Source organism: Enterobacter hormaechei ATCC 49162, from assembly GCF_001875655.1.
Lineage (GTDB): Bacteria > Pseudomonadota > Gammaproteobacteria > Enterobacterales > Enterobacteriaceae > Enterobacter > Enterobacter hormaechei.
The window spans coordinates 391323-412074 of the sequence record NZ_MKEQ01000001.1; the positions used below are offsets into that span (position 1 = coordinate 391323).

A 20752-nucleotide genomic window follows, 5' to 3' on the forward strand; every position below is an offset into this window, starting at 1 on the left:
AAACGTCTGTGCTGTTATTACTGTTCACTATAATAAAACCGAAAGGGTAATAACCATGTCTACAGGGAAAACCGTGCTCGCCCTCGCGCTGAGCGCGCTGCTACCGGCAAGCGCCGCATGGGCGGCAAACAATGACACCATTATCTACTGCTCCGAGGCGTCGCCGGAGTCGTTTAACCCGCAGATCGCCAGCTCTGGGCCCTCGTTTGTCGCCAGCTCGCAAACGCTGTATAACCGTCTGATTAACTTCGACCCGGTAAAAAACACGCCGGTTCCTTCTCTGGCGGAGTCATGGACCATTTCGCCTGACGGCAAAACGTATACGTTTACCCTGCGAAAAGGGGTGAAATTTAACAGCAATAAATACTTTAAACCTACCCGCGATTTTAACGCTGATGACGTTATTTTCTCCGTTATGCGTCAGAAAGACCCTAAACATCCGTATCACAATGTTTCGCAGGGCAATTACGAATACTTTAATGACGTGGGCCTCGACAAGCTGATTCAGGATGTGAAAAAGATCGACGATTACCACGTCCAGTTCACCCTGAGCGAACCCAACGCGGCGTTCCTGGCCGACTGGGGAATGGACTTCGCCTCGATCCTCTCTGCCGAGTACGCGGACGCCATGCTGAAAAAAGGCACACCTGAAAATGTGGATACCTGGCCAATCGGCACCGGGCCGTATGCGCTTCAGCAGTACAAGGTGGACTCGCTGATCCGCTACGTCGCCAACCCGAATTACTGGGACGGTGAGGTGCCAACCAAACACCTGATCTTCTCCATCACGCCGAACGTTGAGACGCGCCTGGCGAAGCTGCAAACGAACGAGTGCCAGATCATTCCTGCGCCGTCGCCGGTGCAGTTCGACGCGATCAAGAAAAACAAAGACCTGACGCTCCACTCGGTGGAGGCGCTAAACGTGGGGTATCTGGCGTTCAACACGGAGAAAAAACCGTTTGATAACGTGCTGGTGCGCCAGGCGCTGAACTATGCGACGGACAAAAAGGCCATTGTGAACGCGGTCTTTATGGGGTCTGGTACGGTCGCTAAATCGCCGATCCCGCCGAATATGCTCGGCTTTAACAAAGACCTGAAGGATTACGGCTACGATCCGGAAAAAGCGAAAGCGCTGCTGAAGCAGGCGGGTCTGGAGAAGGGCGCGGAAGTGACACTCTGGTCAATGCCGGTGCAGCGTCCGTACAACCCGAACTCCCGACGCATTGCGGAGATGATCCAGGCTGACTGGGCGAAAGTAGGCGTGAAGGCGAAAATTGTCTCCTACGAGTGGGGGGAATACCTGTCCGGCATGCGTAAAGGCGAGCATGACTCCGCACTGTTCGGCTGGATGTCTGACAACGGCGATCCGGACAATTTCGCCGACGTGCTGCTGGGATGTAACAGCATCAAAACCGGATCCAACGCCGCGCGCTGGTGTGATAAGGGGTATGATGAACGGGTGCAACAGGCCAAACTGACCAGCAACCCGGAAGAACGTGCGAAGCTGTATGGCCAGGCACAGGAGATTTTCTACCAGCAGGCGCCATGGATTGCGTTAGCTAACGGTAAAACGTTCTACGCGACACGCAGCAACGTGACCGGGTACAGCGTAAGCCTGATGGGCAGCGATTTCTCGAAAGCGAAGCTGAACTGATCGTATTATTGCCGGGTGGCGGCTACGCCTTACCCGGCTAACATTTGCCACCGGGCACGTGAAAAGGAGTGACAATGTCACATTTAAGCGATGTTATCGTCCGCGTCGACGCCGCCATCGAAGAGAGCGTCATTACCCACATGAACGAATTGCTGATCGCATTAAGCGATGATGCAGAACTCAGCCGTGAAGATCGCTATACCCAGCAGCAGCGCCTGCGCACTGCGATTGCGCATCATGGTAAGCAGCATAAAGAAGAGGCGGAGGCGCGCCATGCTCACCTCACGCAGGGCGGTACCATCCTGTAAGGGTTAAAACTGGCGCCGTGCCACCAGCCAGGCGCCGACCACCAGCATCACTGCGCCGCAGACCGGCCCAACCAGCGCGCGCAGGGGCACACCGTTGCTTTTGAGGATGTCCATCACCATGCCGCCAATCAGCTGGCTTGCCACCAGTACGGCAATAGTCGTGGCCGCACCCACGTTCTGATACCCGCTAATACTGGCAAAGACAAAAAATGACCCCAGCAGGCCGGGGATCAACGTCCACCAGCGCACCGTTGAAGCCAGTTCGTTAAATCCCGCCAGGCCATTTTTCACCAGCAGAATGCTGACAAACAGCACAATCCCCACCAGCGAGTTCAGCAGCATGGCGATAAGAATGGTGGAGGAGGATTGCGTAATGCGCACCATAAGGGTGTTTTGCACCACCAGGCCAATTCCGGCAGCCACCAGAAACGCTAACGTCAACGACTGATTCATGACAGAGCATCCGGTTCGCTGCGCTCATCGAGCAGGAGCTGCATAAAGGTTAAATCCAGCCAGCGACCGAATTTGGTTCCCACCTGCGGCATCTTTCCGGTGGTTTTAAAGCCCAGGGTTTCATGCAGATGAATTGACGCCTGGTTCTGCGCCTCGATGCCAGCCACCATCACATGTTTACCGATCTGGCGGGCTTCCTTGATCAATTCCGTCATCAGCAGTCGGCCAATGCCTTTGCCCTGGTGATCGGGATGAACGTAAACCGAGTGCTCCACCGTATGGCGAAAACCGTCGAACGCTCGCCAGTCGCCAAATGAGGCGTATCCCGTTACCACACCCTCTTCTTCACTGACCAGCACCGGATAACCCAAAAGCGTACGCGCCTCAAACCATGCAATACGGTTATCGGTGTCGACAGTGGTATCGTTCCAGATGGCGGCGGTGTGCAGCACCGCATGGTTATAAATTTCACCGATAGCGGCACAATCTTCTTTGCAGGCATGACGAACAATCATGATTAACCCTCTGGCTGTGATGTTTACTATAGTAGTACGATTTTCTCACAATATTACACAGTTCTTGTCGTGCATCGCTACGCAAAATCCTGTTTTATTGTCATTAAATTGCCCCGAGTCACCATCCATACACTATAGTATTACGTCATGAATACGATGACAGACAATATGAATCAACGGATTAGCGTCCGCATACGCCTTGAACGCGAGTCGCGGGGCTGGTCTTTAAGCGAACTGGCCGAACGGGCAGGCATCTCGCGCGGCATGATCCACAAGATTGAACGGGGTGACAGTAGCCCGACGGCGACCCTGCTTGCCCGTTTATCCGGTGCCTTTGGTATCAGCATGTCTACGCTCATTGCGCGCGCGGAAATGCAGGAGGGTAAACTTTTACGTCTGGCGAACCAGCCCGTCTGGCGCGATCCGCAAACCCACTATTTGCGTCGCCATGTGTCGCCGCGCACCGATATGCCTATCGATCTCGTCCAGGTGGAACTGCCCGCACGCAGCGATGTGCCTATGCCTGCATCCTCTTATGCGCTGGCGCGACAGTTGATTTGGTTGCAGGCAGGTGAACTGGTCTTTCTGGAAGGAGAGACCCGCCATGAAATGAAGGCCGGAGATTGCCTGGAACTTGGGCCACCGAACGACTGCCGGTTTATCAACGAAACGGATGAGCCGTGCCTTTATCTGGTCGTGCGGCTTAATCAGTCCGGCTCATAATGCGAAGGCGATCCGCAGGATAACGTGCCAGACTTTAATGACATTTTCAGCAGTAAGGAGCGATGAATGAGTCAATCAACTACGCAAAACCGACGCTGGGTACTGGCTTCCCGTCCACACGGCGCGCCGGTCGCCGATAATTTCCGTTTAGAAGAACAGCCGATCCCCACGCCATCAGAGGGGCAGGTATTGTTACGCACCGTATGGCTCTCGCTTGATCCGTACATGCGGGGCCGTATGAGCGATGCGCCATCCTATTCACCTCCGGTCGAGATCGGCGCGGTGATGGTGGGCGGTACGGTTAGCCGCGTCGAGACCTCGCGTCATCCGGATTATAAAGAGGGTGAGTGGGTTCTGGGCTACAGTGGCTGGCAGGAGTATGAACTGTCAGACGGGAAAGGGCTGGTGAAGCTGGGTGAAAACCCGTCGCACCCTTCATGGGCGCTCGGCGTACTGGGGATGCCGGGCTTCACCGCGTATATGGGCCTGCTTGATATCGGCCAGCCGCAGGCGGGGGAGACCCTTGTCGTGGCGGCAGCCACGGGGCCGGTCGGCGCAACGGTGGGGCAGATCGGTAAAATCAAAGGATGCCGGGTCATTGGCGTGGCTGGCGGGGAAGAGAAATGCCGTCATGCGGTTGACGTGCTCGGTTTCGACGCCTGTCTGGATCACCACGCGGATGATTTTGCCGACCAACTAGCGAAAGCCTGCCCGCAGGGCATTGATGTTTATTATGAAAACGTTGGCGGTAAAGTCTTTGACGCCGTGCTGCCGCTCCTGAATACCTCCGCGCGCGTGCCGGTTTGCGGACTGGTGAGCGGCTACAATGCGACCAACCTGCCGGAGGGTCCGGATCGGTTGCCGCTGTTGATGGGAACCATCCTGAAAAAACGCATCCGCATGCAGGGCTTTATCATCGCTCAGGACTATGGTCATCGTATCGACGAGTTCCAGCAGGAAATGGGCCGCTGGGTGCAGGAAGGCAAAATTCACTATCGCGAGCAGGTCACTGAAGGGCTGGACGCGGCGCCGGACGCGCTGATTGGGCTGCTTGAAGGGAAAAACTTCGGCAAAGTCGTGATCCGCGTGGCGGCAGACTAATCAGACCATCGGTTATGGCGGGCGATGTCCGCCATAATTATTTGTGAAGATACGATATATTGTCTTTAATTAATCCATAAGCTTTGCGCGCCCTCGGCCAGCTGAGCCAGAATTGAAAAATGCAATATTATTTGAACGAATGTAATTTTACGCGCGCCCCTCATACCAGGCATGACGATACAGGATATATCTGACCGGCGACGTTTTTTTAAACAGTCGCTGAAAATGGCATTTTGTTTGGCTACGGGAATTAAACATGCTTGATTTGGAACATTTGGAAAAAGCACAAAGAATCAGTCTGACTTTGCAAGTTGAGAACAGTTTAAAGGGAGCGTTAATTACGGGCTCATTAAAACCTGGGGCTCGACTCGTCACGAAAGAGATTGCGGATAAATTAGGCACCAGTATCACACCGGTGCGCGAAGCCCTGCTGCGCCTGGTGTCTGCGGGTGCCTTACAGGCCACGCCAGCGCAGGCATTTCTGGTGCCAGAAGTGACGCTGGAGCGCTATAACGAAATTAACGCCATCAGAAAGCAGCTTGAACCGATGGCCGTTGCGGCGGCGTGCCAGAATATGACCGAGACCAGGCTGGATGCGTTACGCGCGCTGTCCGATAACTTCAGCACCGCCATGCATCAGGGCGACGTGCAGAAAGCGATCTATGCCAACCGCGTGTTCCGCTTTACGCTCTATCAATATGCCGAGATGCCGACCCTGAACTCGCTGATTGAGCAGCTCTGGGTACGAATTGGCCCGTGTATCAATTACCTGCACGAAGAGCTGAAAGACATCCCCGCCACGACCTATCATTATGCCGATCTGCTTTCTGCGCTGGAGCAACGGGATGTGACGGCGAGTCGGGAGGCGATCGACCGGGCTATTGATGAAGCCAATATCCTCCTGCAACGGCAATACTACAGTTAAGGATCCCTCTGACGCCCTTATTTAAATATTCGTATTACCCCTCCCGGATTATATTCCCGGCGCATCAGGCTACCGGGAATGACGTTATTTCGCTTAATTTTTACCGGCAACGTACGCTGCCGGAGAATGTTTTACTCAAAGCGATAAGAGACCGACAGACCGACGCCATAGTTACGGCCAGGAGCAGGTTCGTAATAGCGATTGTAGCCAGCGTTAACAATCTCTGAACCGGCATACTCTTTATCGAACAGGTTATCGACGCGACCAAAGAGGTCCATTCCCCATTTACCGTAATTGAGTTTATAGCCGGTATTCAGGCCAACCACGGTATAGGAGGGCGCTTTGGCGGTATTGGTGTCGTTTGCCATCACGTCGCTCATGTAGCGCGCATCTGCACCCGCGTACCAGCCTTCTTCAGGCTCCCAGCCAAACGACGCATACCCCATGTTACGGGCAATGCCCGGCATCCGGTTGCCGCTACAGTCTGTATTGTTACAGACGTTGGTACGGTAGGTCGCATCGAGATAGGTCCACGCCATCTTCAGCTTCCAGTTCTCGGCAAACTGCTGGTCGAGCGCAATTTCCACACCCTGACGGCGCGTTTTCCCGGCATTTTTATAGGTGGTGCGACCCTCTTTGTTTTCGTCGACCACGATCTCGTTGTCGGTATCCGTGCGGAACAGCGCCGCCGTCAGGATGCCATTGCCGATGCGGGTTTTACTGCCAATCTCATAGGTGTTGTTGGTTGACGGTTGCAGGTTGATATTGAGGCCGCCTTTGCCATCAGAACGGTAGGAGAGTTCGTTAATGGTCGGAGTCTCAAATCCCCGTCCCGCCGCGGCATACAGGTTCCATGCGTCGGTCACGGCGTATTTTACCGCACCTGCCGGGAGCCATTTATGGTAGCTGGCGTCACCGCTGTCATCGCCGTTTTTCGGGGTAATGTAATGATCGTTGGAGTCAAACCAGACGGAGCTGTAACGCACGCCCGCCTCAACGGACAGCTTTTGCGTTAGCTGCCACTGGGTTTGCAGGTAAGGATCAAGGTTCCACATCAGGTTACGTTCGTCACGGCGTTTGTCACCCTTCACGCCATAATCCGTCACGCCGTTGTTCACCACAAAGTTTTCATACCCGCGGCGATTTTCACTCATATTTTCGTAGTTAAGGCCGGTGGTAAACGTTACCGGCACCAGCAGCTCGCCGCGGTGGGTCCAGCGGGTATCAATACCCTGATAGTGGCGCTGCATATCAATTACACCACCCGAATGCGCAGGATTGTCACGCTGAGTGGACGCCGGAATGGACTGGTACTGGGTCATTTCACGCTCACCGGCATACATCATCACGCTGAGGTCATCCTGTTCGCTCAGCTGGCGGTCGTAGCGGATCCCGGCCTGGGTCTGCTTAATGGTTTTTCGCGTGTTGTACTGATCGCCGCGAGGTGACTGGCGCGGGTTATTCTGCCATTCCTGATAGCTCAGTCCGCCCGGATCGTTGGCTTTCATGTCCACGCTGTTAAAAATCAGCGTCAGCTTACTGACATCATCAATGCGCACGCCCAGTTTCGCGTTGGCGAGGTTTTTCCGTGCGCCGCTGTGATCGCGATAGCCATGGGTGGTGAAACGGGTGGTGGAGACGGCGTAATCCACATCTCCCGCCTGAGTCCCGTCGCCCACCGCACCGGTGGCCTTCATGCCGTAACGCCAGGTGCCGTAGCTGCCGTAATAGCTGCTGGCTTCAATTGTGGCTGGCTGTTGTCCGGTCTGGGTGTGGATGTTGATCACGCCGCCGGAGGCATTGCCGTACAGGGCGGAGAAGGGGCCGCGCAGCACGTCGACGCTCTCGATGCTGTTGAGATCAATGTTTGACGTCTGCCCCTGGCCGTCGGGCATGGTTGCCGGAATGCCATCTACGTACATGCGGATCCCGCGTACGCCGAAGGTTGAGCGCGCGCCGAATCCGCGGACAGAAAGTTGCAGATCCTGAGCATAGTTCTGGCGGTTCTGGATTTGCAGGCCAGGTACGCTTCCCAGAGATTCAGAAAGGTTGATACGCGGGGTGGCATGTCGCATATCGTCGCCACTCACCACGCTGACTGCGGCTGGGGTGTCCAGTTCGGAGACGGTTTGCGGCGTGGCGCTGACGATCAGGGTCTGTTCATCTGCGGCCATCGCGCTCAGCGGGCCAAAAACGACGGGAACGAACAGCAGGGGTAGCGATACCCTACGGGCAGTAATAATTTTCATGAAGTAAACCGATTAAGAAAAAATTCGAACCAAATCAACTGGAACCTGTGTATATATGTTAAATCCTTTGTAAATGTTATGAAAACTATAACCGCACATTTCGTGAATGTAAGGGTTTGAAGGAAAGAAATACTCCACATTCGACCCATTAATGATTACTATTCTCATTAAAATAACGGCAAAGCGATGACTTTGCCCACCGGAAGTGATGTCAGCGGTAAATCTCCTCATTTAAAAAGGAATTGTTATGTCTTTACGTCATCTGTGCTCGCCGCGTCTGCGTGGGTCTCTGCTGCTGGGTTCTTTACTGTTTGCCGGTACGTTCCAGGTTCATGCTGCTGAAGAGATGCTACGCAAGGCGGTAGGCAAGGGCGCGTATGAAATGGCCGTCAGCCAGCAGGAAAACGCGCTGTGGGTTGCGACGACTCAAAGCCGCAAAACCGATAAGGGCGGCGTGGTTTATCGTCTGGATCCGGTCACGCTTGAAGTGACGCAGGCGATTCATAACGATCTCAAGCCGTTTGGCGCCACGATCGATAAAGCCACCCAGACGCTGTGGTTCGGAAACACCGTCAACAGCGCCGTGACGGCGATTGACGCCAAAACGGGCGAGGTGAAAGGGCGCCTGGTGCTGGACGATCGCAAGCGTAGCGACACGGTGAAACCGCTTCAGCCGCGCCAGCTGGTGGCCGATGACACAACGAATACGGTGTACATTACCGGCATTGGTAAGGAGAGCGTGATCTGGGTTGTTGATGGCGCAACGCTGAAGCTGAAGGACACCATCGCGAACACCGGCACGTTCAGTACCGGGCTGGCGCTGGATGCACAGGCAAAACGTCTGTACACCACGAATGCGGACGGCGAGCTGGTCACCATTGATACGGCAACCAACAAAATCCTCAGCCGTAAAAAGGTGCAGGACGACGGAAAAGAACACTTCTACCTGAACCTGAGCCTGGACACTGCCGGTCAGCGCGCGTTCCTGACGGATTCTAAACAGCCAGAAGTGCTGGTGGTGAGCCTGAAAGATGGAAGCGTGATGCAGAAAATCGCCGCGCCAGAATCGCTGGCCGTACTGTTCAACCCCGCGCGTAACGAAGCCTATGTGACGCACCGCGAGGCGGGCAAGGTGAGCGTGATTGACGCCAAAACCTATAAAGTGACCAAAACCTACGATACCCCGGTTTACCCGAACAGCCTGGCGCTGTCTGCGGACGGTAAAACGCTGTACGTGACGGTGAAACAGAAATCAACCCGTCAGCAGGAAGCGACCCAGCCTGACGATGTGATTCGTATCGAGTTGTAAGGTGTGAATTGCCCGGTGGCGCTGCGCTTACCGGGCCAGAAAAAACCATGAAATGCAGGCCGGGTAAGGCGAAACCGCCACCCGGCTTTTTTATTAACGCGAGGTCTCTTCCACCAGGGGACCATCCTGTTTGTTATCATCAGGATGAACCGGTGCAGTGCTGTGAATTTCGTTCACGCGTTTACGCACGCCAAACCAGCCAGCAATCAGCAACACCGCCAGCAGCGGGATCGTGGCGATGGTGTAAGTCCCGTTCGGGTAGTCGAAGGCCATCAGCACCAGCACGCTCAGCAGGAACAGCAGGGTAAGCCAGGAGGTCACCGGTGCGCCCGGCAGCTTGAAGCTAACGTCAGCCGCTTTCCCTTCTTTGATCGCTTTGCGCAGACGCATCTGACACACCACGATAAAGGCCCAGGAGGCGATGATGCCCAGTGCGGCGACGTTCAGCACAATCTCAAACACCTGAGACGGCACCAGATAGTTCAGGAACACGCCAAAGATGTACACCACCAGCGTCGCCAGGATACCCGCGTAAGGCACCTGCTGCTTGCTCATCTTCGACATAAACTTCGGCGCAGAGCCGCCCATCGACATGGAGCGCAGGATACGACCTGTTGAATAGAGCCCGGAGTTAAGGCTGGAGAGCGCGGCGGTCAGGACCACGATATTCATGATGCTGCCCACATACGGGACGCCCAGCTTAGAGAAGAAGGTCACAAACGGGCTTTGACCCGCCTGGTATGCGTTCCACGGCAGCAGCAGCACCAGCAGTACCACGGAGCCTACATAGAACAGGCCGATACGCCAGATCACGCTGTTGATGGCTTTTGGCACCATCGTCTGCGGATCCTTACATTCACCGGCCGCCGTCCCCACCAGTTCGATGGAGGCAAAGGCGAACACCACACCCTGCACCAGAACCAGCGCTGGCAGCAGACCGTGCGGGAAGAAACCGCCGTTATCGGTAATCAGGTGGAAGCCGGTCGCATTGCCGTCCAGGGGTTTACCGGTGCCGAGGAACACGGTACCGACCACCAGGAAGATCACAATGGCCAGCACCTTGACCAGCGCGAACCAGAACTCCATCTCGGCGAACCATTTCACGCCGATCATGTTCATGGTCCCGACGATCGCCAGTGTCCCAAGGGCGAACACCCACTGCGGCACATCGCCAAACGCGCCCCAGTAGTGCATGTACAGCGCAACGGCGGTGATATCGACGATACCGGTCATCGCCCAGTTAACGAAGTACATCCAGCCCGCGACATAGGCGGCTTTTTCACCGAGGAATTCACGGGCGTAAGAGACAAAGCTGCCGCTGGAAGGGCGGTGGAGCACCAGTTCGCCAAGGGCGCGAAGGATGAAGAAAGAGAAGATCCCGCACACAAGATAGACCAGGGCGAGAGCAGGGCCAGCCATTTGCAGACGTGCGCCTGCACCTAAAAACAGACCTGTACCGATAGCGCCGCCGATGGCGATCATCTGCACCTGACGGTTGCCCATCGCCTTGTGATAGCCCTCTTCATGAGAGTTCAACCAGCGACGTTTCGCAGCATGATGATCGGCTGCGCTTTTATTGCTTGTTTTCATTGAGTTACCTGTTTGCCTGTCTGAACCATTAACGTGATAGTCCTGCCTGGCGGAAGCCAAAACAAACGATTGCTTCTGCACAGACACATGCTGCCTTTCCAGTCATTCTGTGTATGGATAAGGCAAAACATGGCGAGGCATCCTACCCGCAATTGATAAGCGACGCAAAATATAACCGTGTCGAAAGTGATGCACGTCGAAGGAAATCGTGTGGTCAGAGCAGACGGGGATCACAACGCGCTGAATCGTGGCGTTTTTTTAGTCAAAAAGGCCAGTAAATGCGGATTTAATCATCAGGTTTACTTAATAATTACTGACAGGTAGGGCATCAGGAATGCCGCAGGGCTGCGATGAGGAAAGCAAACGCCGTCGTGTGCTGGCGGCGGCTTGGATAAAACAGATGGTAGCCTGTAAAAGCCGGACACCAGGCTTCAGGAACACGCACTAACCGGCCTTCCGCAAGAGCGTCGAATATCGAATCTTCTGGAACGTAGGCCAGCCCCAGACCGTTTTCGGCGGCATCGATGCGTTGCGGCAGGCTGTTGAGGATCAGTTGGCCGTCCACCCGCCCTCGCTTCCAGATTGCGCATCGCGTGACTGAGCGCCGACTGAGATACCCCAAGCTGCGCTCCCGGGCGACGACCATAAAGGAAAGCAGATCGTTGACCCATATCGCCATTGCAGAAGCGGTTAACGGCAGTCCGGTGGAGTGGCTGGCGAAGGTCGCTGACGAGCAGTATCCGAACGAGTAGTCTGGCGTTTCGTAAACAAATTTTTAACGTTATGATTCGATCCGTTTTCTTCAGCATGTGCAGGCGGAACGGTGAAAATCAATATCATTGGCACCAGCGGAAGTGGGAAAAGCACGTTTGGCAGGCGAATCGCGGAGGCGCTGTCTATCCCTTACATTGAGATGGACAGGCTTTACTGGCGAGCGAACTGGCAGGGAACCCCTGATGAGGAGTTTCTCGCAGCGCTGGAACAAACGCTCGCCGCATCGCCTGACTGGGTACTGGACGGGAATTACAACCGTACACGCGACGTAAAGTGGCGCGACGTTGATATGGTGGTGTGGATAGATCATGGGTTTATCCGCACGCTCTGGCAGGCGGTGACGCGAGCCTTCAAACGTGCATGGCACAAACAGGAGCTTTGGCCCGGTACGGGGAACCGCGAAAGCTTTCGTCAATCGTTCTTTAGCAAGGACTCCATCATCATCTGGACGATCAAGACCTGGCGCAGCAACCGCAAACGCTATGAAGCGGATATGCACAACCCGCAGTACGCACACATTCGCTTTCTCCGCATTACCCGACGGCATGAAGCGGAAACACTCATTACATCGCTCCAGTCACGCCGTTGACAGATCCTCTATTGCCGTTTTCCGGCAATCCAAATGTAAATAAATTGTTTCTCAGAGGTGAAATCCGCCTTTAATAATGACGCCATGTTAAGTCAAACGAGAACGCAACATGTCATGGCGAATCAGCATTCTGGATAAAAGCCCCGTCGCAGAACACGAAACAGCCGCCGATGCGCTGGCGCGAACCTTAACACTGGCGCAGCAGGCGGAAACGCTGGGTTATCACCGCTTCTGGATTGCCGAACACCACAATACCCCGCAGCTTGCCAGCCCCTCGCCGGAACTGCTGATTGCCTGGATCCTCGGGCAAACAAAGCGTATTCGCGTGGGTTCCGGCGGCGTCATGCTGCAACACTACAGCCCCTATAAAGTCGCCGAAAATTTTAACGTACTGGCTGCCCTGGCGCCGGGCCGGGTTGATCTGGGCGTTGGTAAAGCGCCCGGCGGTCTGCCGCTCTCAACTCGCGCGTTGCAGCACGGCCTGGAACCGCAGAAAAAAGGCAGCTTTGCTGAACAACTGACGCAGCTCGATCGCTGGATCCGCCCTGAAAATCAGTCAGCGGAGGAGGACGTTCGCGCCACGCCGCTGCCGCCGGTGCCTGCCCATGGTTTTCTGCTGGGCGCCAGCACCGAAAGCGCGCTGCTGGCGGCCTCCCTCGACTGGCATTTTGTCTTTGCCGCCCACCTGAACGGTGATCCTGAACTGCTGCGCGAGGTCGTTACAGCCTGGCGTCAACACAGCGTCCGGGAGGTGATTGTTGCCGTGCAGGCGATCGTTGCGCCCACGCAGGCCGAGGCCGACGCGCTGGCGCAGAAGGTTGAAGTGTGGGGCGTGGAGCTGGCAAACGGGCAGCGCGTCACCGTGGCCAGCGAAGAACAGGCCTACGCCTTTGCGCGGCAGGCGGGGAGTAAACCGGTGCGCATCGCGCGTCGGGCGCAGTCTCTGCTGGCCGGAACGGCGGCGTCGGTGCTTGAACAGCTCAACGCGCTGCATCAGCAGTGGGGGATTGAGGAATTTATCATCGACACGCCGGTGGCGGATGGCGCAACGCGCGTGCAGTCCCTGCGACTGCTGGCCGAGGCGCGCCTTAACAGGGAGGTGACCGTATGAGCTTTAGCGAACAACTGATTGCCTGGCGCCGTGAGCTGCACCAGAACCCTGAACTCTCCGGTCAGGAGGTCGAAACAACGGCTCGCCTGCGCGAGTGGCTGACGGCGGCCGGGATTGCCCCGCTTGATTACGATCTCAAGACCGGGCTGGTTGCGGAGATCGGCACGGGTAACGCACTGGTTGCGCTGCGCGCCGATATCGACGCGTTACCCATCGACGAGCGCAGTGGGGTGCCGTTTAGCTCCCGGCGTGCGGGGGTGATGCATGCCTGCGGACACGACATTCACACCAGCGTGATCCTCGGCGCAGCGTTAAAGCTGAAAGAGCGGGAAGCCTCGCTTAACGGCCGCGTGCGGATCCTGTTCCAGCCAGCGGAAGAGAATTTCGGCGGTGCAAAAAGCATGGTGCGGGCCGGGGCGTTACGCGACGTACGCGCGATTTTCGGCATGCATAACGAGCCTTCACTGCCGGTCGGCGAGTTTGCCACGCGCGGCGGCCCGTTCTATGCCAACGTTGATCGCTTCGTTATTCACGTGACCGGCAAAGGCGCGCATGCCGCACGTCCGCATGAAGGCAACGACGCCATCGTGCTGGCAAGCCAGCTGGTAACCGCGCTGCAAAGCGTTGCCAGCCGTAACGTCAACACGCTGGATTCGGTTGTTCTGAGCGTGACGCGCATCGCCGGGGGAAATACCTGGAACGTACTGCCGGAAAGCGTTGAGCTGGAGGGTACGCTGCGTACGCACCGCACGGAAGTGCAGCAGAACGTGAAAGCGCGCGTCGGTGAAATCGCCGCCGGATTTGCCAGCGCCTTTAGCGCGCAGATCAACATCACCTGGTACGCCGGGCCTACCGCGCTGGTGAACGATGAGCACTGGGCCGGGTTTGCCACCTCGGTGGCGCGCGAAGCGGGATATGAAACCCGGCATGCGGAACTGCACATGGGCGGGGAGGATTTCGCGGTCTATCTGCAAAACATTCCCGGCGCGTTTGTCAGCATTGGCAGCAACAGTCCGTTTGGGTTACATCACCCGGCATTTAACCCGGACGAAGCACTCATCGAACCCGCTGCCCGCTATTTTGCTCAGCTCGCGGAACAAGCCCTGCAACACGTTTAATTCATTTGAGGTGAATATGTCTGCATATCGACAATTGCGGCTGGGGACCATTTTGCATGGTGCATCCGGAAATATGTCTGCCTGGCGCCATCCGGCGGCGGTCGCAGATGCCAGCATTAATTTTGATTTCGTTAAAGAAACGGCTTTAAAGGCGGAAGCGGGCAAGCTCGACTTTATATTTGTCGCCGACGGTCTTTATATTAACGAGAAATCCATTCCGCATTTTTTAAACCGCTTTGAGCCACTGACGGTGCTGTCCGCGCTGGCGAGTATCACCTCGCACCTGGGGCTGGTCGGCACGTTATCCACCTCCTACAGCGAGCCTTTCACCGTTGCGCGCCAGTTTGCCAGCCTCGATCACCTGAGCAACGGACGGGCGGGCTGGAACGTGGTGACGTCGCCGCTGGAAGGATCGGCGAAGAACTTCTCCCGCGAAAAACACCCGGAGCATGCGCTGCGCTACCGCATTGCGGATGAGTATCTCGACGTGGTGAAAGGGCTGTGGGATTCCTGGGAAGAGGATGCTTTTATCCGCAATAAAGAGAGCGGACAATTCTTTGATGCGTCGAAACTGCATACCCTTGATCACCACGGTGATTTCTTCCAGGTTTCCGGCCCGCTGAATATTGGCCGCACGCCGCAGGGACGTCCGATTGTCTTTCAGGCTGGCGCGTCCGACGACGGTAAAAAGCTGGCGGTAAAACACGCCGACGCCATCTTTACCCACCATGACACGCTGGAAGACGCCCAGGCCTTTTACCGGGATGTTAAACAGCAGCTGGAAAGTCACGGCCGCCGCGCAGGGGATTTACATATATTCCAGGGCGTCAGCGTCATTGTCGGAAACAACGCCAATGACGTCGAAAAACAATATCAAACCACGGCGGCACTGGTCTCCATTGCTGATGCGCTGAATTACCTCGGACGTTATTTCGAGCATCACGACTTTAGCCAGTATCCCCTCGACGCGCCGTTCCCGGATATTGGCGATTTAGGCCAAAACAGCTTTCGCAGCACCACCGATGAAATCAAACGTAATGCCCGGGAGCGCAACTTAACTCTGCGTCAGGTCGCGCTGGAAGCCGCATCGCCGCGCCCGCGTTTTTCCGGCACACCGGAGCAGGTGGCCGATGGTTTACAGGCCTGGTTCGAGGAGAAGGCGGCAGACGGCTTCATCATTCAGGGCGGGACGCCGGACACCTTCCCGCGCTTTGTCGACCAGGTGGTGCCCGTTTTACAGGCGCGCGGCCTGTTCCGCACCGACTATCCCGGCACCACGCTGCGCGAAAGTCTGGGCTTAGACGAACCCAAAAACCAGTTCACACAACAATAAAAGAGAACAATGCTATGCAGAAATCATCGCTTATTCTGGCGCTTGCGCTGGCCTTTACCCCTGCCGTCTGGGCAGAGAACGTCAATATTAACGGCACCGGCGTGAGCATTGAGGCCAATAAAACGCCGATCAATACCGCCAAAAACAGCGATGCGATCGCGCAACTGCCGAAAGACTATCACTTTGCCGTGCCAGGGAAATTCACCGTGGCGGTAGCGGGCCTGAATCAACCGCCGCTGACGGTCTTTTCTGACGACAACAAAACCCTGCTGGGAAGTGAGGTCGACATTGCGCGTCTGGTGGCGGACAGCCTCGGGCTGGAGCTGAACGTGGTTCCCACCTCCTGGGAAGACTGGCCGCTGGGGGTGGCCTCCGGGAAATACGACGCGGCTATCAGCAACATCACCGTCACCAAAGCGCGCAAAGAGAAGTTCGACTTTGCCACCTATCGCAAGGATTCTCTTGGCTTCTACGTGAAATCCACCAGCCCGATCGCTTCGCTCCAGAAGGCGGAGGATATCGCCGGGCTGCGCATCATCGTCGGCTCCGGCACTAATCAGGAAGCCATTCTGCTGGCATGGAACGAAGAGAACCTCAAAAAAGGGCTTAAACCCTTTACGCCGATCTACACCAAAGACGATGCGGCGCAAACCCTCGCGATTCAGTCCGGACGTGCGGATGCTTACTTCGGCCCGAACGTGATCGGCGCCTGGAAAGCGGCGCTCAACGGGAAAACCAAACTGGTCGGCAGCGTCGACGGCGGCTGGCCGAAGGCGGCGCACATTGCCGTGACGCTGAAAAAAGGCAGCGGCCTGGTCGAACCGGTTCAGACCGCGCTGAACGGCGTGATCAAGAACGGAGATTACGACAAAGTGCTGAACCGCTGGGGGGAAGGCGTGGAGCGTATCCCCCATTCCGACGTTAACCCGGCCGGTCTGGGCGATTAAGGAGGCGCTATGCGGGAACAATTTCGTGACGTTTCGCCGGAAGATGCCGATCTTCAGCCCATTATCGAGGGGCTGTTCGGTGAATACGCCGCGCGTTACGGTGACTACTTTTCAAAGGATGCGGAAGTCGAGCTGACAGAGTGGTACCTGGCGCCGCAGGGGCTGTTTATCGTCCTGGAGCGCGATGGCGAAATCCTCGCCACCGGTGCGTACAAGCCTTTCGACGAACGTACCGCGGAAATCAAACGCATCTGGACGGATAAAACGCTGCGCCAGCAGGGACTCGCCGCGCGCGTGGTGCAGGAGCTGGAGCGCCGGGCGGTGCTGGCGGGCTACAGCCACATCTACCTGACAACGGGGTTTCGTCAGCCGGAGGCGGTGCGGCTCTATCTCAGCCAGGGGTATCAGCCGCAGTTCGATCTCAACCGCGATCCGGAAGAGTACAGCCAGCCGCCGTTCGATGGTCGGCTACGTTTCACCAAAACGCTGATCCGCGAAGCGCTCAGCAAAACCGCATAAGGAGCGACGATGAGCAACGTTGAAACCATAAAAGTGGTCCCGGCACGTTATCCGCTGCGCGCTGCTGGCGCCGTGGTGGCGCTGTTTGTGCTGGCGGTCGTGATCCAGTCCGTGGCCTTTAATCCGCGCTGGGAGTGGGCGGTTTTTGCCCGCTGGTTCTTTGACCCGGTGATCCTCGAAGGCGTCGGTCAGACGCTGCTGCTGACGTTGATAGCTACCGTGCTGAGCGTGGTGACGGGCGGCATGCTGGCGCTGGCGCGGCTCTCCTCATCATGGCTGTTGAGCAGCCTGGCCTGGGGTTACATCTGGCTGTTCCGCTCGCTGCCGCTGATCGTGGTGCTGATCATCCTCTATAACTTCTCCTATTTGTACGACACGCTCTCTCTCGGCGTGCCTTTTACCGGCATTACCTGGGGCAGCTTTGACACCATCAACGTGCTCGGGCAGTTTTCTACCGCCATCGTGGGGCTGACGCTGGTGCAGAGCGCCTATACTGCGGAGATCATTCGCGGGGGTTTCCTTGGGGTCGACCACGGTCAGTATGAGGCGGCCGCTGCGCTAGGTCTGCCGGCATGGCGTCGCACGGTGCGCATAATTCTCCCGCAGGCGCTGCGCACCATCCTGCCGTCCGGGTTTAACGAAATCATCAGCCTCGCCAAAGGGACGGCGATGGTTTACGTGCTGGCGATGCCGGAACTGTTCTACACGATCCAGATGATCTACAACCGCACCCAGGAGGTGATCCCGCTGTTGATGGTGGGGGCCGTCTGGTATCTGGTGATCACCACCGTACTGTCTGCCATCCAGCATGTTATTGAGCGTGGACTCGCCCGCAGCGAGCGCCGCTCCGCCGTTAACCACAACCGGGCGGCCAGTCGCGCGCGTTCCGTCACCACTTCGCCAGCACAGGAGCCTGTTCATGCAAGCCTCTCCTGAAGGACATATTTCCATTACCGGCGTCAGTAAGTTTTTTGGCCGACATAAAGCGCTCGATAACGTCACGCTTGAGATCCCGCCGGGCTCCGTGACGGTGATCCTCGGCCCCTCTGGATCGGGAAAATCGACGCTGCTGCGCACCATTAACCATCTGGAGCGCGTAGACGAAGGCTTTATTCAGATTGACGGGGATTACATCGGCTATCGCCGTCAGGGTGACAAACTCTACGAGCTCAAAGAGAAACAGATCCTCAAACAGCGCGTCAACGTTGGGTACGTGTTTCAGAACTTCAATCTTTTTCCGCATCTCACGGTGCTGGAAAACCTGATTGAAGCACCTATCGCGCATAAAAAATTCAGTAAAAAAGAGGCTGTTGAAAACGCCTACAGCCTTCTGGATGTGGTAGGTCTGCGCGATAAAGCCGATGCATGGTCGCGTCACCTCTCCGGCGGCCAGCAGCAGCGTATCGCCATTGCCCGCGCGCTGGCGCTGCGCCCGCGCGTGATGCTGTTTGATGAACCCACCTCGGCGCTGGATCCGGAACTGGTTGGCGAAGTGCTGGACGTGATTAAAAAGCTCGCCCGTTCCGGCACTACGCTGGTGGTGGTCACCCATGAGATCGGCTTTGCCCGGGAAGTGGCGGACAAGGTGGTATTTATGGTCGACGGTAAAATTGTGGAGCAGGGCAGCAGCGACGACGTGTTAAACCGACCGTCGCATCCGCGAACGCGCCAGTTCCTCTCAAAAGTGCTGTAAGGAGCGCAGATGAAATATGGACTCCTGGCTGGGCTGGTCTTCACGACGGCGAGCTACGCCAGCATTGATTTAAAGGCCAACGAACAGCCGCTGCCGGTGACGGTTGATCAACAGGCAGTGGCGAAAATCCCGGCGAACTATAAATTTGTTGAGCCGGGTACCCTCACGGTGGCGATTTCAGCGCTGAATTCTCCGCCGCTGGCGCTGCTGGCCAGTGATAACCGCACCCGTATTGGCAGCGACCCGGATATCGCCCGGTTGCTGGCGGGCAGTCTGGGGCTGAAGCTGAAGCTGGTGCCAACGGCGTGGGAAGACTGGCCGCTGGGGATCACTTCCGGGCGTTATGACGTGGCGTTGGTGAATATCGCCGTCACCGAGCAACGTAAGGCGAAGTTCGATTTTGCGACCTATCGCGTCGATTCCCTCGCCTTCTCGGTGAAATCCACCAGCAACGTACAGTCGATCACCCGTGCGAAAGATCTGGCCGGTAAAAAGGTGATTGTCGGGTCAGGCACCAATCAGGAACGTATTCTGCTGGGCTGGAACGAAGAGAATAAAAAGGCCGGGCGCGAGCCTGCGTTGCCGGTTTATCTGACCGACGACGCCTCAGGCAATCTTTATATTCAGTCCGGCAGGGCGGATGTTTTCTTTGGACCGCAGTCCGTTTCGGCCTACAAAGCCGCGTTAACCGGCAAAACCCGCGTCGTGGGATTAGGGCCGAAGAAAGCCTATGTCGCCACCACAACCAAAAAAGGCAATGGGCTGGTGTATGCGTTGCAGGCTGCGCTGGACGGTGCGATTAAGCGCGGGGATTATCAAAAGGTGCTGGCGCGCTGGGGGGAGGCGGGCGAAGCGGTGACGTCTTCTGACGTTAACCCGCCCGGGATAACCTACTAATGGTGCTCTACACTTAGGGTTTTCATCCCTGAGGGGGCAACATGATCAAACTCTATGGCGTACCCGGCTGGGGATCGGCAATCAGTGAAGTGATGCTGACTCTGGCAGACATCCCGTATCAGTTCGTCAACGTGGACGGGTTTGACCAGCCCGGCCCGCAGCGCGAATTGCTGTTGAAACTGAACCCGCTGTGCCAGGTGCCGACGCTGGAGCTGGAAAATGGGGCGATCGTGACGGAAACCGCAGCGATCGCCCTGATGGTGCTCGACAGACGTCCCGACCTCGCGCCGCCCGTAGGGCAGGCCGAGCGCCAGCAGTTTCAGCGCCTGCTCATCTGGTTTGTGGCGAACGTCTATCCCACCTTTACGTATGCAGACTACCCGGAACGCTGGGTTCCTGATGCCCCGGAACAGCTGAAGAAAAACTGCATTGAGTACCGAAAATCGCTCTATCTGTGGTTCGACAGCCAGCTCAGCGCCTCGCCGTTTGCGTTTGGCAAACAGCTGACGCTGCTTGACGTCTATATTGCCGTTGCGCGTACCTGGGGGCCACGTCATGAGTGGTTTGCCACTAACACGCCTAATATTACCGCCGTCGCGGATGCCGTCTGCGCGCTGCCGGAACTGCACAAGGTGCTAAAAGCTAACGATATAATCTGATAACGTGGAACGCTCACCTATAAAAGGAGCCCTGCCCATGCCACACGTAGATATCAAATGTTTTCCACGCGATCTGACTGACGAACAAAAAACGGCCCTGGCGGCGGATATCGCCGAAGCGATCGCCCGTCACCTGAACAGCAAAGATCGCTCAATCTCCGTGGCGCTTCAGGAGGTTCAGGAAGCTGACTGGAAAGCGCAGGTCTGGGATACCGAGATCGGCCCGAAACTGGATGAACTGATTAAGAAGCCCGGCTATTCGATGTAACTTGCCTGCCGGGTGGT

Annotated in this window: 20 protein-coding genes and 2 pseudogenes; 17 read left to right on the forward strand and 5 right to left on the reverse strand. The window is 56.6% G+C overall.

What is annotated here, in order from left to right:
- The first annotated feature begins 55 nt into the window (after nucleotides 1–55).
- Together BH712_RS01980 and BH712_RS01985 are read left to right on the forward strand one after the other, a co-directional pair.
- A complete protein-coding gene (locus BH712_RS01980) occupies nucleotides 56–1654 on the forward strand; it encodes an ABC transporter substrate-binding protein (protein WP_006810752.1) in 1599 nt (532 codons plus the stop codon).
- A 74-nt stretch (nucleotides 1655–1728) separates the two neighbouring features.
- The gene (locus tag BH712_RS01985; protein ID WP_006810751.1) at nucleotides 1729–1962 is read left to right on the forward strand and encodes a YdcY family protein; all 234 of its coding nucleotides are present in this window, start codon (nucleotides 1729–1731) and stop codon (nucleotides 1960–1962) included.
- 3 nt (nucleotides 1963–1965) lie between these two features.
- Here the strand turns inward: BH712_RS01985 and BH712_RS01990 are convergent, their stop codons facing one another.
- Both BH712_RS01990 and BH712_RS01995 read right to left on the reverse strand, forming a co-directional pair.
- Nucleotides 1966–2415, reverse strand: a complete 450-nt coding sequence (locus BH712_RS01990; protein ID WP_006810750.1) for a DMT family transporter — start codon at nucleotides 2413–2415, stop codon at nucleotides 1966–1968.
- Nucleotides 2412–2930: a GNAT family N-acetyltransferase gene (locus BH712_RS01995; RefSeq protein ID WP_006810749.1), complete on the reverse strand. Its 519-nt coding sequence runs from the start codon at nucleotides 2928–2930 to the stop codon at nucleotides 2412–2414. The genes BH712_RS01990 and BH712_RS01995 overlap by 4 nt, the downstream gene beginning before the upstream one ends.
- A gap of 147 nt (nucleotides 2931–3077) precedes the next feature.
- Here BH712_RS01995 and BH712_RS02000 point away from each other — a divergent pair, with 147 nt between their 5' ends.
- The 3 genes from BH712_RS02000 to BH712_RS02010 all read left to right on the forward strand — a co-directional run bounded on the left by BH712_RS02000 (nucleotide 3078) and on the right by BH712_RS02010 (nucleotide 5679).
- Nucleotides 3078–3653: a helix-turn-helix domain-containing protein gene (locus BH712_RS02000; RefSeq protein WP_006810748.1), complete on the forward strand. Its 576-nt coding sequence runs from the start codon at nucleotides 3078–3080 to the stop codon at nucleotides 3651–3653.
- Between the two features lie 66 nt (nucleotides 3654–3719).
- Nucleotides 3720–4754 carry an NADP-dependent oxidoreductase gene (locus tag BH712_RS02005; RefSeq protein ID WP_006810747.1) on the forward strand — a complete coding sequence of 345 codons (1035 nt, stop codon included), beginning with the start codon at nucleotides 3720–3722 and terminating at the stop codon, nucleotides 4752–4754.
- A gap of 256 nt (nucleotides 4755–5010) precedes the next feature.
- Nucleotides 5011–5679: a GntR family transcriptional regulator gene (locus tag BH712_RS02010; RefSeq protein WP_006810746.1), complete on the forward strand. Its 669-nt coding sequence runs from the start codon at nucleotides 5011–5013 to the stop codon at nucleotides 5677–5679.
- A gap of 131 nt (nucleotides 5680–5810) precedes the next feature.
- On the opposite strand, the gene pqqU is transcribed toward BH712_RS02010, so the two are convergent.
- Entirely contained in the window at nucleotides 5811–7928 is a 2118-nt protein-coding gene (pqqU, locus tag BH712_RS02015) for a TonB-dependent receptor PqqU (RefSeq protein ID WP_006810745.1), read from the reverse strand.
- 247 nt (nucleotides 7929–8175) lie between these two features.
- On the opposite strand from pqqU, the gene yncE reads away from it, so the two are divergent.
- Nucleotides 8176–9237 (forward strand): 7-bladed beta-propeller protein YncE, encoded by a 1062-nt coding sequence (gene yncE / locus BH712_RS02020; protein WP_006810744.1) that lies wholly within the window; start codon nucleotides 8176–8178, stop codon nucleotides 9235–9237.
- A gap of 93 nt (nucleotides 9238–9330) precedes the next feature.
- On the opposite strand, the gene ansP is transcribed toward yncE, so the two are convergent.
- Both ansP and BH712_RS02030 read right to left on the reverse strand, forming a co-directional pair.
- Entirely contained in the window at nucleotides 9331–10827 is a 1497-nt protein-coding gene (ansP, locus tag BH712_RS02025) for an L-asparagine permease (protein ID WP_006810743.1), read from the reverse strand.
- A 328-nt stretch (nucleotides 10828–11155) separates the two neighbouring features.
- The gene (locus BH712_RS02030; RefSeq protein WP_006810742.1) at nucleotides 11156–11506 is read right to left on the reverse strand and encodes a LysR substrate-binding domain-containing protein; all 351 of its coding nucleotides are present in this window, start codon (nucleotides 11504–11506) and stop codon (nucleotides 11156–11158) included.
- Between BH712_RS02030 and BH712_RS02035 the strand changes: the two are divergent.
- The 11 genes and pseudogenes from BH712_RS02035 to pptA all read left to right on the forward strand — a co-directional run.
- A pseudogene (locus BH712_RS02035) lies at nucleotides 11487–11579 on the forward strand ((R)-mandelonitrile lyase); the annotation flags it as partial. The gene BH712_RS02030 and the pseudogene BH712_RS02035 sit on opposite strands and share 20 nt — an antisense overlap.
- 71 nt (nucleotides 11580–11650) lie before the next feature.
- Nucleotides 11651–12190 carry a shikimate kinase gene (locus BH712_RS02040; RefSeq protein ID WP_006810741.1) on the forward strand — a complete coding sequence of 180 codons (540 nt, stop codon included), beginning with the start codon at nucleotides 11651–11653 and terminating at the stop codon, nucleotides 12188–12190.
- 109 nt (nucleotides 12191–12299) lie between these two features.
- The gene (locus BH712_RS02045; RefSeq protein WP_006810740.1) at nucleotides 12300–13301 is read left to right on the forward strand and encodes an LLM class flavin-dependent oxidoreductase; all 1002 of its coding nucleotides are present in this window, start codon (nucleotides 12300–12302) and stop codon (nucleotides 13299–13301) included.
- Complete coding sequence (locus tag BH712_RS02050; protein ID WP_006810739.1) at nucleotides 13298–14419, forward strand: amidohydrolase; 1122 nt, start codon at nucleotides 13298–13300, stop codon at nucleotides 14417–14419. The genes BH712_RS02045 and BH712_RS02050 overlap by 4 nt, the downstream gene beginning before the upstream one ends.
- A 16-nt stretch (nucleotides 14420–14435) precedes the next feature.
- A pseudogene (locus tag BH712_RS25055) lies at nucleotides 14436–16699 on the forward strand (NtaA/DmoA family FMN-dependent monooxygenase).
- 9 nt (nucleotides 16700–16708) lie between these two features.
- On the forward strand, nucleotides 16709–17218 hold the full coding sequence (locus BH712_RS02065) for a GNAT family N-acetyltransferase (RefSeq protein WP_006810736.1): 510 nt from the start codon (nucleotides 16709–16711) through the stop codon (nucleotides 17216–17218).
- A gap of 9 nt (nucleotides 17219–17227) precedes the next feature.
- On the forward strand, nucleotides 17228–18154 hold the full coding sequence (locus BH712_RS02070) for an amino acid ABC transporter permease (RefSeq protein ID WP_006810735.1): 927 nt from the start codon (nucleotides 17228–17230) through the stop codon (nucleotides 18152–18154).
- Nucleotides 18138–18911: an amino acid ABC transporter ATP-binding protein gene (locus BH712_RS02075; protein WP_006810734.1), complete on the forward strand. Its 774-nt coding sequence runs from the start codon at nucleotides 18138–18140 to the stop codon at nucleotides 18909–18911. The genes BH712_RS02070 and BH712_RS02075 overlap by 17 nt, the downstream gene beginning before the upstream one ends.
- 9 nt (nucleotides 18912–18920) lie before the next feature.
- On the forward strand, nucleotides 18921–19808 hold the full coding sequence (locus BH712_RS02080; protein WP_006810733.1) for a transporter substrate-binding domain-containing protein: 888 nt from the start codon (nucleotides 18921–18923) through the stop codon (nucleotides 19806–19808).
- 41 nt (nucleotides 19809–19849) lie between these two features.
- Complete coding sequence (locus tag BH712_RS02085) at nucleotides 19850–20467, forward strand: glutathione S-transferase family protein (protein ID WP_006810732.1); 618 nt, start codon at nucleotides 19850–19852, stop codon at nucleotides 20465–20467.
- Between the two features lie 37 nt (nucleotides 20468–20504).
- The gene (pptA, locus tag BH712_RS02090; RefSeq protein WP_003857012.1) at nucleotides 20505–20735 is read left to right on the forward strand and encodes a tautomerase PptA; all 231 of its coding nucleotides are present in this window, start codon (nucleotides 20505–20507) and stop codon (nucleotides 20733–20735) included.
- Nucleotides 20736–20752 lie beyond the last annotated feature (17 nt).

What these genes read in the sequence shown, in the direction of transcription:
- BH712_RS02030 (WP_006810742.1), bottom strand. Translation starts at nt 11,506, where the DNA reads ATGGCGATATGGGTCAACGATCTGCTTTCCTTTATGGTCGTCGCCCGG.
- pqqU (WP_006810745.1), bottom strand. Translation starts at nt 7,928, where the DNA reads ATGAAAATTATTACTGCCCGTAGGGTATCGCTACCCCTGCTGTTCGTT.
- BH712_RS01980 (WP_006810752.1), top strand. Translation starts at nt 56, where the DNA reads ATGTCTACAGGGAAAACCGTGCTCGCCCTCGCGCTGAGCGCGCTGCTA.
- BH712_RS02075 (WP_006810734.1), top strand. Translation starts at nt 18,138, where the DNA reads ATGCAAGCCTCTCCTGAAGGACATATTTCCATTACCGGCGTCAGTAAG.
- BH712_RS02050 (WP_006810739.1), top strand. Translation starts at nt 13,298, where the DNA reads ATGAGCTTTAGCGAACAACTGATTGCCTGGCGCCGTGAGCTGCACCAG.
- BH712_RS02080 (WP_006810733.1), top strand. Translation starts at nt 18,921, where the DNA reads ATGAAATATGGACTCCTGGCTGGGCTGGTCTTCACGACGGCGAGCTAC.
- BH712_RS02085 (WP_006810732.1), top strand. Translation starts at nt 19,850, where the DNA reads ATGATCAAACTCTATGGCGTACCCGGCTGGGGATCGGCAATCAGTGAA.
- BH712_RS02065 (WP_006810736.1), top strand. Translation starts at nt 16,709, where the DNA reads ATGCGGGAACAATTTCGTGACGTTTCGCCGGAAGATGCCGATCTTCAG.
- BH712_RS02010 (WP_006810746.1), top strand. Translation starts at nt 5,011, where the DNA reads ATGCTTGATTTGGAACATTTGGAAAAAGCACAAAGAATCAGTCTGACT.
- BH712_RS02000 (WP_006810748.1), top strand. Translation starts at nt 3,078, where the DNA reads ATGAATACGATGACAGACAATATGAATCAACGGATTAGCGTCCGCATA.
- BH712_RS02070 (WP_006810735.1), top strand. Translation starts at nt 17,228, where the DNA reads ATGAGCAACGTTGAAACCATAAAAGTGGTCCCGGCACGTTATCCGCTG.
- BH712_RS01985 (WP_006810751.1), top strand. Translation starts at nt 1,729, where the DNA reads ATGTCACATTTAAGCGATGTTATCGTCCGCGTCGACGCCGCCATCGAA.
- BH712_RS01990 (WP_006810750.1), bottom strand. Translation starts at nt 2,415, where the DNA reads ATGAATCAGTCGTTGACGTTAGCGTTTCTGGTGGCTGCCGGAATTGGC.
- ansP (WP_006810743.1), bottom strand. Translation starts at nt 10,827, where the DNA reads ATGAAAACAAGCAATAAAAGCGCAGCCGATCATCATGCTGCGAAACGT.
- yncE (WP_006810744.1), top strand. Translation starts at nt 8,176, where the DNA reads ATGTCTTTACGTCATCTGTGCTCGCCGCGTCTGCGTGGGTCTCTGCTG.
- BH712_RS02005 (WP_006810747.1), top strand. Translation starts at nt 3,720, where the DNA reads ATGAGTCAATCAACTACGCAAAACCGACGCTGGGTACTGGCTTCCCGT.
- BH712_RS01995 (WP_006810749.1), bottom strand. Translation starts at nt 2,930, where the DNA reads ATGATTGTTCGTCATGCCTGCAAAGAAGATTGTGCCGCTATCGGTGAA.
- pptA (WP_003857012.1), top strand. Translation starts at nt 20,505, where the DNA reads ATGCCACACGTAGATATCAAATGTTTTCCACGCGATCTGACTGACGAA.
- BH712_RS02045 (WP_006810740.1), top strand. Translation starts at nt 12,300, where the DNA reads ATGTCATGGCGAATCAGCATTCTGGATAAAAGCCCCGTCGCAGAACAC.